Source organism: Levyella massiliensis, from assembly GCF_000308275.2.
GTDB classification, from domain to species: Bacteria; Bacillota; Clostridia; order Tissierellales; family Peptoniphilaceae; genus Murdochiella; species Murdochiella massiliensis_A.
This window is the reverse complement of record NZ_HG529490.1, coordinates 215,429-234,263: the sequence shown is the minus strand read 5'-3', so window position 1 is coordinate 234,263 and position 18,835 is coordinate 215,429. Positions and strand designations below refer to the sequence as shown.

Here is an 18,835-nt window from a genome sequence, read left to right as displayed (position 1 = left end):
CGTCATTCGTTATCATTATGTAGCCAGGCAATCACCTCTTCGGTGGAGATGCCAAGCCGTTTTGCTTCCTTTTGCAAGGGGCGAACAAAATGGTCACGAAATTCGTCCAATCGCTTTTGCCGAATCCGATCCACGCCGCCCTCGGCAACAAACACGCCCAGTCCTCTCTTTTTATAAAGAATGCCTTCCTCAACCAGAAGATTCACTCCCTTTAATGCTGTCGCCGGATTGATGCGATACCCGACGCTTAATTCCGTCGTCGACGGAATTTGATCGCCTTCTTTGTATGCCCCGGTCAAGATGGCATTTTCCAATCCCTCACTGATTTGTTGAAACAGGGGAACGCCATTGGTTTCGTCAAGGTGCATCGACTCCTCCTTTCTTTGCTCCATGAGACGTCTACCTTGTCGATTTTCGACTTGTTGATTAGTTTATTAGTTAGTTACTCTAGTAACTAACTATGTATCTAATATACTGCTACATACTCACGCTGTCAAGAGAATATTGTGTACCGACCCCCAAAAGTTAGACCAAAATCTAACGATTGGGAGGTCGGTTTTTTTATGGCGCAAAAAAAGACGGTAACGAAGGGTTCTTCGTTACCGTCTCTGTGGTTTGTGCCGTAAGATTTTATTTATTATTCTTCGTGTTTGCGTTTTCCGCGTTTTACCTTCGATGCAGCATAGCCGAAGGACGAAAGCAGGAATGCGCCTCCGCAAAGGAGCATAGATGCGATATCACCCGTTTTCGGCGCGGTTGGCGTCTTCGCCGACGGCTTTGACGGCGTCGGCTCTACCGGCTTCGGTTTATTCGGTTCTACCGGTGTCGGCGGATTCGGTGTCGGCGGATTTGGCGTCGGCGGATTCGGTGTCGGCGGATTCGGTGTCGGCGGATTTGGCGTCGGCGGATTCGGTGTCGGCGGATTCGGTGTCGGCGGATTTGGCGTCGGCGGATTTGGCGTCGGCGGATTCGGTGTCGGCGGATTCGGCGTCGGCGGTGTAGGCGGCGTCCAAGGTGACGACTTCTTCCACTTCAAGCTAAAGGAGATGTTCTCACTGTTCGGATACAAGTAATCTGCGCCATCCTTGCACTGTTTTGCGTTCCAGGTGAAAGCGAAAGTCAACGAAGTACCACTCGTCTTATGCGTTGCCTTTGCTTTCAGCTCTCCGTTCATGGTGCCATAGACGGTATACGGTGTGTTGGCTTTCGCCTGGCTGTTGAATTTCGCACCGTCTACAACCACTTCAAGGGCATTTCCCATATTATCCACGGCGTCTTTTAGATCCGCGAACGTCGTCACATCCGCTTTAACCGTCATCTTCACGGTGATGGTTTTGCCACTGACCTTCGATTCAATGATTTTATACTTGTCGTTATCGTTTTTAAGCGAAACACTCGGCGTTCCTACAAAATCCATCTCTGTTGGCAATGTCAGCGTTGCGGTAAAGAGCGAGGAATACTCCGAAAGAGCAATAGCTTTGGGATCAATTTTCTTCTTGTTATCCTGCTCTCCATGCTGCTCTCCATACTGCTCTTCAATTTTCTTTAATTGCGCCTTAACCGGCGTAACGTCCAATTTCCCTGTAAAGGGAACGGTCGCATCGTGGTCGGCTACATAAACGGCATCGTGTTCGGTGTCCCTGTTGACCAAAATGTCACCACAAAGAGCCACAGATTGAGAGAAGTCGGCGGTCGTCAAGGTGAGCTTAATGTCTTTGGTAGTCGGGTCCGTCGAGTCTTCTCCACCTTTTTGCTGAATGCCGTTCCAAGTGTAGTTAAACTGGATGGTCTTTCCTGAGCTCTTGCTTGTTGCCGAGGCGGAAAAATCACCTTTAACGGTGCCATGAATGGTGTACTGGGTACTCGACTTTGCTTTCGTCGAATCAACCGTGATACCCGGAACATTCACTTTTAGTTCATCTTTCACACCTTGAACCGTATCACTGATCTCTTCAAACGGGCGAGTCAGTTTCGTCAGATCCAGTGTCGGTACCATCGTAACGGTTATCGTTTGGCCATTGACTTCAGCGCTTTCAATTTTGAATTTACCATTTGCTCCGTCTAACGTAGCTTTCGTAGCAGCATCTGCCGGGAATTTTAATTCGTTCGGCAACGTCATGGTAGCGGTAAACGAGGTCTTTATATTCGATACATCAATATCCTTATCCGCAACGCTTTGTGGATGAGCTGCCTTCAGTTTCGAAAGCTCGTCTTTGATGGGTTTAACATTAAGCAGTCCCGTCATCGTGAACGGCGTATCCATTCCCGTCAAATACACATCAGTATGCTGCGTATCGCCGTTAATGAGAAGGTCACCGTCAAGTGTTCCTGTAGGTCCCGTGCACTTCACCACAAGTTTGATTTGGTTTTGCTCGTTATTATAGGCGCCCGCTGCGGATTGCTTGCCATCCCACTTCAAGTCAAAGTTGAGGGCTTGTTTGTTATACGTAGCCGTAGCTTTCATACCACCGTTGACCGTACCAATGACCGGATATTCGGCGTCTGCTTTTGAGGAGGCATCAAATTCCACCGCATTGAAGGTGATTGTTAATAGATCATCGACCTTATTGATGGCGTCTTTCAAAGCCTTATAAGTGGTAATATTTGCTGTATCCTGAAGCGTGAATTCCACCGTCACGGTGTTTCCGGTCACTTTCGTTTTTGTGACCTCAAAAATACCGTTTCCGCCTTTAAACGTTGCCGACGTTGAATTTGTAAACCGTAAACCCGTCGGAATCGTTAGCGTTGCCGTAAAGGAGCTGGAAAGATTGGACAGTGCAATTTGATCCAACTCAGCACCCTTGTGCGCATTTTCAATTTCGTTCATTTGCTTCTTTATTGGTTTTACGTCAAGCGTGCCCGTAAAGGCCATCTTTGCCGTATTTTCCTGCTCGATAACATCGTTACCGGTATTCGTGCCCAGAAGCAGGTCGGCGTCTAAGACATTGTTTGTTTTCACTGTGGGAGGTGTGGATGGATTGGTTGGATCCTTCGGATCCGGGGTCTGCGGATTCGGATTACCACCCGACGCATTCGTAAAGCAGTCAGCATTCGAGAAGCCGGGGGCGAGAGAACGCACACTTTGGTCCGTATTCGTAACGTTCATGCCTTTCGGCCAAGAAGATCCACTTAGACATGTGGAAAAATCACCTTGCGCAGTAATATTCATCTTTTCCGCTTTAGCGGCTTCTCCTTTACTCGTTGCCTTTACCGTGTAGGGAATGGAGAAGTTAATGGTTTTTGTTGGTTTGTCAACAACATCCTTTTGATAGAGCTCATAAATAACTTTCCAGTTCTGATCCTGAAGCGGGAATTTAAACGTAACGGCATTGTTGGAAATTTTAGGTTTTCTAGGTTGGCTAAACATACTAGTGTTATTTGAAGCCAAAATATGATTTTCATCAATAGCCACGCCCTTAGGAAAGGTGACCGTATATTCCACATACGCAATCGTGGATGCACCATCTTTACCATGGGGATAAGGATAACGTCCGAGGAACCCCTTCGCCAGAGTACTCATTTCACTTTCCATCGCTGCCATGATTTTACACATCGGCACGCTGGCTTCCCACGTTCCGTTATAGGTCGCATTCGTGGCAGTTGAGCCTTTAGCTACTTTCCCTGAAGTTTTCGTATACTGCTCTACAGCAAGTGTTGTGCCATCCGCTTTAGCCACCGGCGCAGTGGGCATCATCATCGCGAACAGCATGGCGAACGCAGTAAAGAACGCCAAGCCGCGTTTCCATAGCGGATGATTGGTTAACGCTCTTTTCATAGATTTCCTCCTCATTTTGTTTACCCTTGCCCGGCCGTCGGATGACGGTCGGACGAAGGGTTTTCGGTCATACACAGGCCTTGGGATTACAAAATAAACTTCTTGCTTTTTAAATCTTCTCCATTATAGCACATTTAAATGGGAGCTTGCTTCTATACCTTATCGTTTTTTACGGGACCGCGTCTTCTCGCGGGCCGCATAAAGAAACGTCAACGAAAGGGTCGAAACGCCAAGCAGAGCGCTCCAGAACAGAAGACGATTGGAATCGCCCGTCTTTGGCTGTGGTTTCACCGGCCGCGTCGGTGACGGCTTCGGCTGTGGCTTGGGCGTCGGCGTCGGTTCCACCGGTGTCGGCGGGTTCGGTGTCGGCGGGTTGGGTGTCGGCGGGTTCGGCGTCGACGGGTTGGGTGTCGGCGGGTTGGGTGTCGGCGGGTTGGGCGTCGGCGTCGGTTCTACCGGCGTCGGCGGATTGGGCGTTGGCGGGTTGGGTGTCGGCGGGTTGGGCGTCGGCGTCGGTTCCACCGGTGTCGGCGGATTTGGCGTCGGTGGGGTCGGCTTCGGTCGATGGCTGTTGGTGATCGTCGTGCCATCAATCTTTGTCGTGTAGAACGCTACCTTGTCCTCAGTGATGGTATACGTAATGGGCGTACCCTGGTCATACGTCGGGCAATTCGTAAAGGCAAATTCCCACTTGCCGTCTTGCCCCTTGTCCACGGTAAGCTTCTGCACCTCTTTGCCATCGGCCAGGAGACGTACCGTAATGGTCTTCGGGCGAAGACCGTCCACGTTCCCGCGATCGTTCCAGATTTTCTTGCCACTAATGGTGCGCATGGGATTCACCAGCGTATTGGTGATGGTCTGTTTACCGCCGGCAACCTGCCCATACCGGACAGTATAGTCCTTGTTCAAGATCGTGACTTTGTCTCCGTTGGCAAGGGCTTTTCCATTCGCATCCAGCTCTTTTGCGGTGTATTGGTTCTGCTGTGGCTGCGCGACGTCATCGACGGTCTTTAGATTATTGAACGTTGCCGTGAACTGGTTCGCCTTATTTAATGTAGCTTTCATTCCCGTCGCTTGACCGTTCTTATAAAGCTCGACGGTCACGGAAGCTGCATCATAGTAGTTCCGGGCAACGCCGGACCAGGCTTTGGTGACCGTGAGAGAGGTCTTGACGGGATCAATTGGCGGCCACGGTTTGTGCTTCGTATTCGTCACCGTAAAGCCCTGGGTTTTATCACCGGCTACACTTGCTGTATACCAGTCGTTTCCAATCTGAATCAGACCGTTGGCATTCGTTCCCACTTCTTTGACCGTAAAGGTGTAGGACTTTCCGGTAGAATCATTGGGGGAAACGTTCTGGAATGTACCCTTCCAGCTGTCCTTTTTTTCAAGATCCAGCGTCTTTAACTGCTTTTGATCGCCATACAGCGCGACAGTCACCTTTTCCGGCGTCGTGGTAAGATCTTTCCCGTCGTAGTCCTTCCATATTTTGGTCACAGGAATATCGATATCGACGGTTACCTGGTGGTAGGTGGTTTCGCTGTTAATATTTGTCTTCACCCCATCTACTTCGGTAATAGAAGCCGTATTTTCAAATCGGGTAGTTTGCTTTTGTACATCATCCAGCGTTGTTGGGATGGTGAAGGTCAGGCTCTCACCGGGAGCAAGCTCGGGAATCTGGAACTGAAGATCTTGACCCTTCCCCATAAGGCCAATTTTGGCGTCCGTTAGCGATAGTTTTTTATCTGGTTCTGTGCTTTTCACCACGGTAATCTTGTTCCGGTCTACCATCAAGTGCGCAGGAATGGCATCCTTAAGAAGGACATCCTTCACCGTGGCCCAGGCATCTTTGTTCGTTCGATTATTTTTCACTGTCAGTGTGTACTCAACCAACGTATCCTTCTTATTATCGATCTCTGTTGGCGCTTGAGCCGTACCACTTACTGGCAGCGACGATTTGGTCAAGCTAAGATCCGGTTTATGCAGGGTAATCTTCGCGTTCGCGGTGTACTTTTTAGTTTTTAAATTGGCAGATGCCTTCTCCCCGGCAAAGTTTCGTGCATAGGATACCGTTTCATTGACAGCTGTTTTTCCGTCTAACGCAGCGTCATTTGGAGCGGTCATGTGGACATAAACGCTGACGCTTGCCCCTTGATCTAAAATGAAGTCATTGCCCTTATTCGTCTTTGTGCAATCGACCGCGATCGCCTTAATACTCGATTTATCCTTCGGTTGGGAAGTGGACCATACCTTCTCGCCCGTTGTTGTTTTTTCACCAAGGTCATATCCCTTTGGAATCGTAGTGGCGTAGTAAATCACCGGATTTGCGAATTCTCCTGTAAGTCCATAGGCTGGCTTGCTCGAAATAGAAGAAACGTCCACCCAATCAAAAACGCCCTGCCAATCTGATTTCTCCGGTGTCTTGCCGTGTTGCGATCCCTGATCCAAAATATCGAAAAAAACCAAACGATCTGTCCGCGTATTACTTGCGGTTCCGTAGCCAAGGCGATACTGGTAAGGGACGCCAATGGCGGCGTGTGTTTCCTCCTTTTCCACCGCATCATTTTTTGCTTGGACCTTTTTCACAACACCCGATTGTGTCACGGTAACGGGATTGAAACCAATCGTGGCGTCGACAAAGCGCCAATGAGAAAAGTCCGTTCCAACCAGTGATTCCAATGATTTATGATTTTTCAGGTTATTAAAGTTCTTCTCAACTTGATCGGCCGGCTCGAAAACCAAATTGTTGGTGCCGGATGGATCAATTTTAAGAGCACAGGTATTCACCACACTATTGCCGTGGTCTACGATGTTGCTGTAGGAATTTAACATATGGTAGCGCAGCTTTATTTCAAATCCAGGCGATGGGTATTTCAAAACGTCGGCAAATTTCGGCGGCAGCGTATATTCGATTTTCAACATTGTCCGGCCAGAGCCATTCCAGTTTTGAATCTCCTGTACTTGATAATCCGTAGCATAGTCCATTTTTTTTGTATAACTTCTTGCCCCACCGTAAAGTTCAATACTATCCTTCGGAACCTGGACCCCTATCGGTAATAAATCGTAAAGCGTTCCTTTCGGATAGACATAAGACTTCAGATATTCTCGATCCGGGCGCAATGTATACCAAAGGGAAGAGAGTTGATTAAAAGATACCTCAACCACTCGATCTTGGAGGCCGGAAGACGAATCATCTTTCACCTTGCTCACCGCTTTTTTTTCTTGTTGAAACCAAGGGGTAAGATCCGTAAGGGTTACCGAAGATTGCTTTAGAACCTGACCGTAAGTATTCGCTTGTATTGCTTTTGCCTTGGGAGAAGCTGACTCGGTGAATGTAACCGTTGCATCCGTGGATAATGTACTTTTCTTGCCATTGTTTTTATCTCGTTGCAAGATTGCTTTTACGTTCTTGGTTGGATGCATTGTTAGCGTGGTTCGTGCAAAAAACTCAAAACGAAAATACGAGGAATGCACTTCATAGCGAAGACCAGCTATTCCACTCGGAAGCGGAATTGGCGTTTTTTCTGCATTTTTAATGAGGATGCTTCCCTTTTGGGATTGAAAAACCGCCGACCCATTCGAATCAAAGGTAAGTTTCCCATAGAGAGTGTAATTTGTCTCACCGACCTTCCGAGTATATAAATCAATGGAAGAAAAACGACTTTTTGTTTTATCCGGATTCGTTTGTTCTGTCCAAGCGCCCAGCGAAGACTTTATAGCATCATAGCCGTCTAGGGAGAAGATAACACTTTTATAGGTGATATCCGCATCGTCATACGGCTGCATCTTACCTATATATTTATTGTAATAATCCGGCAAGGACAGATTTGTCGTATCGTAAAACTTACCTTCCGTGATCTCCGCTGTATACGGTTTTACTGTATAGGTTCTTTTATTTTTATCAAAAACAGGCTCAGAAAGTGCTCCACTTTCTACGTGCGTAAAAAAAGTCTGATCCTTGGTGCTATAGCTCAGATCTCGGTCTTCGTCATTCAATAAGAACGTCCGAGTGCCTGGTAATATAGTGCCGCCACCTGTTTCATCAATGCGCGCATCATGTTTCCAAATGTGGTTCACACCTGCATAGGGATAAACATGGATCGTCTGTTCCTCTGTGTCACTCTTGTCAGACTGCATCCCATTGTCGCATTTCGTTACCACTTTCACCGTATTGGTGATATTAAAGCCATCTCGAGCGAGATCCGTTCCTTTCTTCTTCGCGTCTTCCAAAAGCGAAATGGGGTACTTTTTTAACATGCTGAATCGCGCATAAATCCAGCCATCCCCTGCTTGAAAGCCGTTAACGGTAACGGAAGTGTCACAGTTATAGTTATTCATAATAGGAAGCAGGCCAATTTGCGTAAGCGTATCTAAAGACGTAGAATCCCCGATGTCCTTGAACGTTGTGTCTGTTGATGTATTAAGAGAATGCATGCTAGGCGTAAAACCAATCGCAGAACCACTATAAAGTGTTTTTTTGACCCCCACCAGTTCGCCGTCACTTTTCTCCTGTATAACCTGATACGTATAAGGAATCGTATTGCCTAAAGGATGCGTTACATCCGCATACCAAATCACATAAAAATACTGATCCGCATCTGATGGGCGTGTTCCCCAGGCGTCCTGCCATTCGAAATAAACCCCTTGTTTTCCAGTGAGATGTTCCTGCTTGAGATCTACCTCCATTGCTTTCGTCATATTCTTTACCTGAACACTCAGGTTACGTGTTTCGGAATATTTCGGCACACTTTTATTCGAATTAATCGTTAACGCAATGGATAAATCTCGAGTTTGAGCACCAGATTTATCGACTTTGACACGATGTGGTCGAAACGGAAACGCCTGATCAAAGCTAAGTTTAGTGCTTCCGGAAATAGGCCTAACGTTCGATACCGTAAATGTTCCGTCATGGTTGTCAATGTAATTAAAATCGCTAACCGTTGAAGATTCAGGCGCTTTCGGAATCTGCCACTTCACTGTTTCGTCGGCATTGTAAATCCATTCTTGATAATTTATCTCATAAGGCTTATCATCCCATGTCTCAAAAAGATAAGCCGGGACATTAATCTTGATGGCACCTTCCGGTAAAACGGTATTAGCGTCCCCATGGATATCCAAATCATAATGCAAAGTAGCCGTTTGTAAAGATCGATTTTGAGGAGTAAAAATCAGCTTTGTACGATCTGGGTTGCCTTCACCATCTTCTTCATAATGATAATCTTTTACATCCGCTGAAATGCCATTGTTCCATTTGACATCAAAATCATAACTAAAGCTTCCAGCGGTTGCCGTAGCCTTTTCCTTGTCGACATTTTTCTCCGTGTTTGGCGCATCTGCCTCTTCTTTTTTCTCTTTTGTCATCGGCTTCGACGCGGTATCCGTTGTTGTAGATTGCTTTTGTGCATCAGGGGCAACAGTAGATTTTATCTCGTCCGTCGCGGGATCGACTTGTGGATAATCTGGCACCATTTCCTCTTTTGTCTCCGGAGTCAATGTGTGCGCCATCGCTTCCTCGTCCCGTTTGGGACCCACATTTCTCTCATCCGCTTTCTTTTCCCCCGTCTCCTCCACTGGCATAGGCGTATCCGTCGTCTCCACGGTATGCGAAGAAGCCTTGTCCTCTGCGAGAACAGGGCGACTATCCGTAATGACGGCGGTGATGAGCATGACGAGTGCGACAACACCGGCCAATACTCTATTGCGTAAGTGTTTCATGCTTTAGTCCTTTCTTTTTTTCTGCACGATATGGATTCCTGCCATGAAAAAAAGAGACTATCCATTGGCCATGAACAGGCGGCCGATGTGATGCCTCTCCGAAAAAATAAAAGTAAAAGAAAGCGAACGAAAACTAAGGATAGACTGTCTGTCTGTCTGTCTGTCTGTCTGTCTGTCTGTCTGTCTGTCTGTCTGTCTGTCTGTCTGTCTGTCTGTCTGTCTGTCTGTCTGTCTAAGAGAGTGTCCATCTTGTCTTCCCCCTTGTCAAGTACAATAATCACCTTTCTACTATTGTAGCCTATTTCCCTTGTATTTCCCATAGGAGAGACTTCTTCTTTTGTAAAATCGGTCCGCTTCGACCCTGGCTGCGAAAACCAACGTTCGCCAACCAGGGTTGAGACGACTCCCCTAACCCTGGCTGCGAAAAATACCAGCGTCAGTTAGGATCGAAACGCATTGTTCAAAGATCCGTTCTTCGAAGGTACTTTCTCGAGCCTGAATAAAGAGCGCAAATCTCCATCGGCCAAGATCTCGTTCCGCAGGGGAGCCAAGCCAAAACAACGTACAAAAAGGGGCCGGCTTATGCCGGCCCCTCGAATGTACATAGATGGCTATATGTCTCTGCCCTCTATGCGTTTATTGCTCTCTTTCCTTCTTTCTCGTCTGCACGCTTCGCAAGGTGGAAAACACGAGTGCCAATGCACAGCATCCCACAACGACAAATTGCATCACAGAGAAAGAATCTCCCGTTTTTGGTGAATGAACACTCTTATTCGGTACCTCCTGTGTCGTCGAATCCGACGGTGTGGGATGGTTTCCAGGCGTTGGCTTCGGATTTGGTGTGGGATTGGGTGTCGGTTCTACCGGTGTCGGCAGATTCGGCGTCGGCGGATTTGGCGTCGGCGGATTCGGCGTTGGCGGGTTGGGCGTCGGCGTCGGTTCCACCGGTGTCGGCGGATTCGGCGTCGGTGGGGTCGGCTTCGGTCGATGGCTGTTGGTGATCGTCGTGCCATCAATCTTTGTCGTGTAGAACGCTACCTTGTCCTCAGTGATGGTATACGTAATGGGCGTACCCTTGTCATACGTCGGACAATTCATAAAGGCAAATTCCCACTTGCCGTCTTGCCCCTTGTCCACGGTAAGCTTCTGCACTTCCTTGCCATCGGCCAGGAGACGCACCGTAATGGTCTTCGGGCGCAGACCGTCCACATTCCCGCGATCGTTCCAGATTTTCTTGCCACTAATGGTGCGCATGGGATTCACCAGCGTATTGGTGATGGTCTGTTTACCGCCGGCAACTTGCCCATACCGGACAGTATAGTCCTTGTTCAAGATCGTGACTTTGTCTCCGTTGGCAAGTGCTTTTCCATTTGCATCCAGCTCTTTTACGGTGTATTGGTTCTGCTGTGGCTGCGCGACGTCATCGACGGTCTTTAGATTATTGAACGTTGCCGTGAACTGGTTCGCCTTATTTAAAGTAGCTTTCATTCCCGTCGCTTGACCGTTCTTATAAAGCTCGACGGTCACGGAAGCTGCATCATAGTAGTTCCGGGCAATGCCGGACCAGGCTTTGGTGACCGTGAGAGAGGTCTTGACGGGATCAATTGGCGTCCACGGTTTGTTATACGTATTCGTAATGGTTGTTCCTTCAATCTCCGTGGTGTATCCCTTAACCGGCACTTCTTTTACGGTGTATACGATTTTGTTTCCGTTTGCATCGTATAGATCAAGACCCTCAAAGGCGTATTTCCAGCTGTTCGTATTTGTCGCCTTCGTTATTTTTCCTGTATCCTTACCATTAGCAAACAATTGAATGGTGACCTCTTCGGGACGAATCCCCGCTTTGTCGTTTTGGTCATTCCATACTTTTTTCCCACTGATCGTGATCTTAGGCATTTTTAGCGTCACTTCTGCATCGGCCTGCAGTGCCCGAATCGTATTGATTGCGGGGGCTTTTGAGCCGGAGAAGGTTCTGGCCATGATCTTGTTCACATGTTTGGTGTTAGGGGCTTCTGAACCGGAGAAGGTTCTCGTCTTGATCATCCCCTCATTGACTGCCTTTTTGCCCTCGAGCTTAGGATCTGTTGGAGCAACAAGATTGACGAGCACCGACAGACTGCCTCCTTTTTCCAGGACGAAGTTTGTATCTTTGTCTCCATTTTTTGCTTTCCTACAGTCGATCGCGATGGCTTTCACCTGCTTCATGTCCTGAGGCTTCGTCGTTGACCAAATGGAATTCGTCACGTCAAACTGATCTTCCGATGGAATACTCGTAGCGTAATAAACGATCGGTACCAGTGTGCCTTTCTCTTTCCCTGCGCTTGGTTTTTCTTCAATGGCGGATACATCGACGGATTGCAATGTTCCTTTCCATTCGGAAGGCTTGTTCTCTGCGCCATTTTCCAGCACATCATAGAAAACCAGCTGATCCGCATTTGTTTGCTTCTCCGTCTGATAGCGTAGTTTATAGGTATAGACACTCTTTCCTTCTACCGTTGTACTTGCCTGATATAAAGGCTGACCAACCGGCTTTACCTTCTTTGTCAATCCGGACTGATTGACCGTGACCTTATCATAAGGAACCGTATCCTGGTTGAACATTATCTTTCCAGCATTTGATTTTCCCAAATTGGTGAAAAAATTCTTGTCGGCAAGCTTATCCGGCGTTTTAACGGCACCTCCCGGATGGAAGGGAATCTTATCATTCCCGTTCACAAACGCAACCGAATGGAGCACATCTGTTCCGCGGTCAACGATGTTTTCATAGGTATTGTAAAGATCATAGGAAAATACAACCTGTGGATCGCCTTGTCCAAAATCCAGAAGATTGTCAGGAATCGTGTACTCCACGATCATCATCGTTCTTCCGGAATGCTCATAATCATCCACGAAAGAAACGGAGTAATTTTCTTTCGGAATGACATTTCCCTCGCCATCAGAGTAAGACCAATTCAACTTCAACTCTGTCGTCTTCGGATCAACATAGGTGTCTTTCGGCAAAAGATCATAGAATGTCCCCTTGTTAAATGCGAAGCGTTTGACGAGCTCTTTGTCACTTTTTCCACCACCCGTAATACCCCAAAAAATAGAGTATGCCCCGTTATAATTCGAGTCAAATACCCGCCTCTTCTGCTTACTTTCCTCTGGATCGTCGGTTAATTTTCCTTCATAACTAAAAACAGAAGAGGATACGGACAGGTCCCGCAGCGTATACGCAGTAACTGCCAAAGGTTGCCCCTTAGTGTTGTCTGTCATCGTTCCTACGGTTCGTTTTGCTACAGCGGTAACCATGCTGTTATTTCCTGCAGCCTTAGAAGCTTTTAAAAGCGCTTGTACCGCAGTGGTTGGTCGAAGCACCACATTTTCATAGGTGGTCATGTCGGTTTGAAAAGTGGTGTCCCCATTCTCGTGTCGATATTCTATTTCGACTACATCGTCCGGAAGGGCCCAAAAACTTCTAAACACTCCCTTTGACGTGGCTAACGGCTGTTCCTTCCAATCTGTCGCGATATAAGCGCCGTCCTTTCCTCGTTTTACCTTGGCATATGGTTCAAAGGTAGACTTACCATTTTTGCGCACCCATACCTCAACAGGCGAATAGGATGCATAATTTTTAATGGGGTTCCCTGTGTCTTCACCAAGAGATGTTTGCGCCGCATCATATTCTGTCCACTTGACCCTAAAATCACGATAGAAATAGTCCGCATCGCTAAGTTGGGTCATTTTCTTTTGATCAAAGAGTTCGTTAAGAGTGGAATTCGTAAGATCGTTTCCTTTCCCTTCAATGTAATAGGGCGAAGACTGGGTGATCTTCATCTCCCATTTCTGATCTTTGGCCGTATTCGGTCGTCTGGTAACCGATGAAGTGTGCCAGCTGTGATCACGGGCATTCCAGTTGCCCGCCAATCGAATGGTTTCCCCATCTAAAAGGTACGTCCTCGCCATGGGTAAGGATGTCTCTGCACTGAATACATTGTATTTTCCAAAAGACCCTTCCCCTAAATAGAAGTAAACTTTTTCCTTCGCCGTGGCATTTATTTGGTCCTTTTGCCCATTGTCGGCAATTTCGTCCACCTGCACGGCATTGGACAGTTCGATTCCCGTTTTTCTCAGCTCTTCATCAGATTTTCCATCAAGTAGAGAAAGGGGATACCGTTTTAAGATCGCCTGCGAGAGACAGGGCTGCATATCTTGGAGAAGCAGATGGTCGCCTAAACTGCGTGGATAGGTGATTCCGGTTAGTCCTACTAACTCGCTACCCTGATATTGACGATACGTCCGACTATCCTTAATCATCGCAAGAGATGGATACGTCGTATTCAGATCATTTTGGAAGGTATTATCGTGGAAAGTATAATACCCCGTGCCAACGACCTCTCCGTCGCTACCGGTATCGGTAACTTTTGCGGAGAACGGTAGAGATGTGCCGGCGCCACGCTGATAATCAGCGAACCAAATGACATAAAAATATTTCTGGCCCTTATCATCCGCAGGTCTCGGCCCCCAGCTATTCTGCCAAGTCAGGTAGGCCCCCTTTGCGTTATCCTTTCTGGCAACACTAAGTTTAACTTTGCCCGGATTCAGCGTATTCTGTAACTGAAGACTGAGTTTTTTTCGTCATCTACTTCATTCCTACCGTCATTATTCGCGTCGATCTTGAGCTGAATGGAGTAATCCTTTTCTAATTTTCCATCCGAATCTACTTTTACATACGCCGGCTTAAAGAAAAAGCTCTGCTCGAAGTCCAAGGTAAATCCGCCATTAAGATCCTTGTAATTCGTTAAAGTATACGTACCATCGTTATTATCCTTATAATTGAAATCCGCAGAAGTGCTTGGATTCGGCGCTTTTGCGATCTGCCAAGACATGTGAGGCAATACTGCGCCATTGTTACTACTGACATTCACTTTTTTTGTGTCGTCGGTCGTTTCCCAGTTCTCCACAATGAAATTGGGCACCGTAATCTTGACAGAGCCTATGGGAAAAATTGTGCCTTGGGCTTGGGGAACGCCCAGATGAACTGCCCAGGTTACGGTTTTTTGTGAATTATCGGAAGGATGAACAGAAATTTTCGTTGGATCCGTCGTGTCAACCGTATAATCCTTTGTCGTTTTCGTTGACCAGTTTGCGCTAAAGGTGTAGTTTACGCCGGTACCATTCGCCAAGGCCAACGCTTTTTCCGGTTTCGCCTGAGCCGCCGGCGCATCCGCAGTTTCCTTCCCCTCTTCCACGGTTTTCGCTTTTGTAATAGCTTCTGTCGTTTCCTCGGGGTGCTCTTTCCTCTCGTCCAGACTCTTTTCGCCCGGATTCTCCAATGGCATGAGCGTATCCGTCGTCTCGGGATCCTCTTTCCTCTCGCCCGGACTCTTTTCCCCCGTCTTCTCCAATGGCATAGCCGTATCCAACGTCTCCACGGCATGCGAAGAAGCCTTGTCCTCTGCGAGAACAGGGCGGCTATCCGTGATGACGGCGGTGGCGAGCATGACGAGTGCGACAACACCGGCCAATACTCTATTGCGTAAGTGTTTCATGCTTTAGTCCTTTCTTTTCTTCTGCACGATATTGATTCCTGCCATGAAAAAAGAGGCTATCCATTGGCCATGAACAGGCGGCCGATGTGATGCCTCTCCGAAAAAATAAAAGTAAAAGAAAGCGAACGAAAACTACTGACAGATTGTCTGTCTGTCTGTCTATCTGTCTGTCTATCTAAGAGAGTGTTCACGTGGTCTTCCCCCTTGTCAAGTGTAATAATCGCCTTTTCTTTATTTTAGACTATTCTCCTTGGTTTTTCTATAAAAAAAAACTTTTTCTATTATAAAATCGATCCGGTCGACCCTGACTACGAGCCATCGTGCGCTTTCGCACAAAAAAAAGCAAGCCCGAGGCTTTCACCCCGAGCTTGCTTTTTTACGCAGCCAAAACTGCGTTTTTGGATTGTATTCTTCGCTTACTCAATAACCTTGGAAACAACACCGGAAGCAACCGTACGGCCACCCTCACGGACAGCGAAACGGAGACCTTCCTCAATCGCGATCGGCGAGATCAGAGAGATCGTGAAGGTAGCGTTATCTCCCGGCATAACCATCTCGGTGCCTTCCGGCAGCTGGATGTCACCGGTTACGTCGGTTGTACGGAAGAAGAACTGCGGACGATAGCCCGAGAAGAACGGGGTATGACGGCCACCTTCGTCTTTCGTCAGAACGTAAACCTGACCTTCGAATTTGGTGTGCGGATGAATCGAGTTCTTAGCAGCCAAAACCTGTCCACGCTCGATTTCATTACGCTGTACACCACGCAGCAGCGCGCCGATGTTATCGCCGGCTTCTGCCTGATCCAATTGCTTGTGGAACATTTCCACACCGGTGACAACCACTTCACGCGGCTTGTCAACAAGACCGACGATCTCAACCGTGTCGTTCAGTTTCAGAACACCACGCTCAACACGGCCGGTAGCAACCGTACCACGTCCGGTGATGGTCAGAACGTCTTCAACCGGCATCAGGAACGGCTCATCCGTCGCACGAACCGGAGTCGGGACATATTCGTCAACAGCATTCATCAATTCGATGATCGGCTCTTCCCATTCGCCGCCTTCTTCCAGGCACTTCAGAGCGGAGCCAACGATAATCGGGGTGTTGTCGCCATCAAAGTCATATTCATTCAACAGATCGCGAACTTCCATCTCGACCAATTCGATCAATTCGTCATCATCTACTTGGTCTTTCTTGTTCAAGAATACAACGATTCTCGGCACACCAACCTGACGAGCCAGCAGGATGTGTTCACGTGTCTGCGGCATCGGGCCGTCAGCAGCGGAAACAACCAAGATAGCACCGTCCATCTGAGCAGCGCCGGTGATCATGTTCTTAACATAGTCGGCGTGTCCCGGGCAGTCCACGTGTGCGTAGTGACGGTTCGGGGTCTCATATTCAACCACCGAAGTGTTGATGGTTATACCACGAGCGCGCTCTTCCGGCGCCTTATCGATATTGGCGTAATCAACGAATTCACCAGTACCGTATTTCTCGTTCATAACCTTAGTGATAGCAGCGGTCAGGGTCGTCTTACCATGGTCGACGTGGCCGATCGTGCCGATGTTTACATGCGGTTTCGTACGCTCAAATTTTTGCTTCGCCATATTTTCCTCCTCAAACAACTATTGGTCGTTATGGATCATTATAGAACAGATGGCCTTAAAATGCCAACGTTCCGCTAAAATACGCAACCTGTCAGATTACGCATTCCGTTCTTTCGTTACTTCCTCAGCAATGCTGTCAGGTACTTTCTCGTAGTGGTCGAATTGCATCGAATACGTTGCACGGCCCTGCGTCTTAGAACGCAAATCCGTTGCGTAGCCGAACATCTCCGACAGCGGGATGAACGCATCAATGACCTGAACGCCTGCGCGGGTGGACATTTGATCAATGCGTCCGCGACGGGACGAGACATCGCCCATAACATCGCCCAGATACTCTTCCGGCGTCAGAATTTCTACTTTCTGTACCGGTTCCAGCAGCGCCGGATTTGCCTTCTTCATGGCATTTTGCATAGCCATGGAACCGGCAATCTTAAACGCTGTCTCCGACGAGTCGACCTCGTGGAATGAACCGTCGTAAATCTCGACGTCCACATCCAACACCGGGAATCCGGCAACAGGACCGCTCTGGCAAGCTTCCTGCACACCCTGGATGGAAGGATTGATAAATTCCTTCGGAATGGATCCGCCGACGGTAACATTGTGTACTACAATACCCGTTCCCGGTTCACCCGGTTTGATGCGGATACGTACATCACCGTATTGACCATGACCACCGGACTGACGAACAAATTTACCTTGTGCCTCAGCCGGAGCGGTGATGGATTCACGGTACGATACCTGCGGATTACCGATATTGGCTTCCACTTTAAATTCACGTTGCAGACGATCCACGATGATTTCCAAGTGCAATTCGCCCATGCCGGCGATAATCGTCTGACCCGTTTCTGTATTGGTATAGGTCTTGAAGGTCGGATCCTCTTCAGCCAACTTGGCCAATGCTACGCCCATTTTTTCCTGGGAAGCGCGGGTCTTCGGCTCGATAGCAACGGAGATAACCGGCTCCGGGAATGTCATTTGTTCCAGAATAATCGGCGCATCCTGATCGCAGAGGGTATCGCCGGTGCCGGTGTCTTTCAGACCGACGGCGGCGGCAATATCACCAGCCTGTACGACTTCGATTTCTTCACGCTTATTCGCATGCATCTGCAAAATACGGCTCAAGCGTTCGCGTTTGCCCTTTGTGGAGTTGTAGACATAGCTGCCGTTCTCCAATTTACCGGAGTAGACGCGGAAAAAGCAGAGCTTTCCGACGTACGGATCGGTCATGACCTTGAAAGCCAAGGCCGAGAACGGTTCATCTACATCCGCTTCACGATGAAGTTCCTCATCACTGTCCGGATCTGTCGATGTACCGATAACCGGCGGAATATCCAACGGGCTCGGCATATAGTCGACGATGGCATCGATCAGGAACTGGACACCGCGGTTTTTATAAGCGGAACCGCAGAGCACCGGGAAAATCTTTTGTTCCAGTGTTCCCTTGCGGATTGCATTGCGCATCATTTCGTCGCTGATGGGCTCATCCTCGAGATATGCCATGGCCAATTCGTCATCAACCTCAGAGAGGTGTTCCAACAAGTTGGCGCGCATCTCTTCTGCCTGATCCTTCAGATCGGCAGGGATGTCTTCATCCGTGATCTCTTTTCCGAGGTCATCGTGGTACACTTCAGCGCGCATATCGATCAAGTCGATGATGCCCACGAATTTATGCTCGGCACCGATCGGCAATTGTACCGGAACGGCATTTGCTTTGAGCTTGTCGCGAATGGTGTCCACCGACATCAGGAAGTCAGCGCCTGTTGCGTCCATTTTGTTGATGAAGCACATGCGCGGAACATGATACTTGTCCGCCTGACGCCATACGGTTTCGGACTGAGGCTCCACACCGCTTTTTGCGTCGAACAAAGCAACCGCACCGTCCAAAACACGCAGGGAACGCTCTACCTCAACGGTAAAGTCCACGTGTCCCGGGGTATCGATGATGTTGATGCGATGGTTGCGACCGTTGCGCGGCCAGAAGCAGGTGGTTGCTGCAGAAGTAATGGTAATACCACGTTCCTGTTCCTGCTCCATCCAGTCCATTTGTGCCGCACCTTCGTGCGTATCGCCCATTTTATGAATCTTTCCGGTATAGAACAGAATACGCTCAGTAACTGTCGTTTTACCGGCATCGATATGGGCCATGATTCCGATATTACGAATATCTTTTAAAGGTGTATGTTCTGGCAATTAGAACCTCCCCGCGA

7 protein-coding genes are annotated in these 18,835 nt (G+C 48.2%); all 7 read right to left on the bottom strand.

What is annotated here, in order from left to right; all coding sequences use genetic code 11:
* Nucleotides 1-2: 2 nt before the first annotated feature.
* The 7 genes from BN98_RS01060 to fusA all read right to left on the bottom strand — a co-directional run bounded on the left by BN98_RS01060 (nucleotide 3) and on the right by fusA (nucleotide 18,818).
* The gene (locus BN98_RS01060) at nucleotides 3-368 is read right to left on the bottom strand and encodes a GntR family transcriptional regulator (protein WP_019190175.1); all 366 of its coding nucleotides are present in this window, start codon (nucleotides 366-368) and stop codon (nucleotides 3-5) included.
* A gap of 269 nt (nucleotides 369-637) precedes the next feature.
* Nucleotides 638-3,775 (bottom strand): hypothetical protein, encoded by a 3,138-nt coding sequence (locus BN98_RS08290; protein WP_019190176.1) that lies wholly within the window; start codon nucleotides 3,773-3,775, stop codon nucleotides 638-640.
* Nucleotides 3,776-3,934: 159 nt separating this feature from the next.
* On the bottom strand, nucleotides 3,935-9,490 hold the full coding sequence (locus tag BN98_RS01050; RefSeq protein ID WP_019190177.1) for a Cna B-type domain-containing protein: 5,556 nt from the start codon (nucleotides 9,488-9,490) through the stop codon (nucleotides 3,935-3,937).
* 636 nt (nucleotides 9,491-10,126) lie between these two features.
* Nucleotides 10,127-13,786 carry a Cna B-type domain-containing protein gene (locus BN98_RS07755; RefSeq protein WP_084765210.1) on the bottom strand — a complete coding sequence of 1,220 codons (3,660 nt, stop codon included), beginning with the start codon at nucleotides 13,784-13,786 and terminating at the stop codon, nucleotides 10,127-10,129.
* A 284-nt stretch (nucleotides 13,787-14,070) separates the two neighbouring features.
* Nucleotides 14,071-15,021, bottom strand: coding sequence for a hypothetical protein (locus tag BN98_RS01035; protein ID WP_019190180.1), 951 nt, complete (start codon nucleotides 15,019-15,021; stop codon nucleotides 14,071-14,073).
* 416 nt (nucleotides 15,022-15,437) lie between these two features.
* Complete coding sequence (tuf, locus tag BN98_RS01030; RefSeq protein WP_019190181.1) at nucleotides 15,438-16,628, bottom strand: elongation factor Tu; 1,191 nt, start codon at nucleotides 16,626-16,628, stop codon at nucleotides 15,438-15,440.
* A 96-nt stretch (nucleotides 16,629-16,724) separates the two neighbouring features.
* Nucleotides 16,725-18,818 carry an elongation factor G gene (fusA, locus tag BN98_RS01025; RefSeq protein ID WP_019190182.1) on the bottom strand — a complete coding sequence of 698 codons (2,094 nt, stop codon included), beginning with the start codon at nucleotides 18,816-18,818 and terminating at the stop codon, nucleotides 16,725-16,727.
* Between the last annotated feature and the right edge of the window lie 17 nt (nucleotides 18,819-18,835).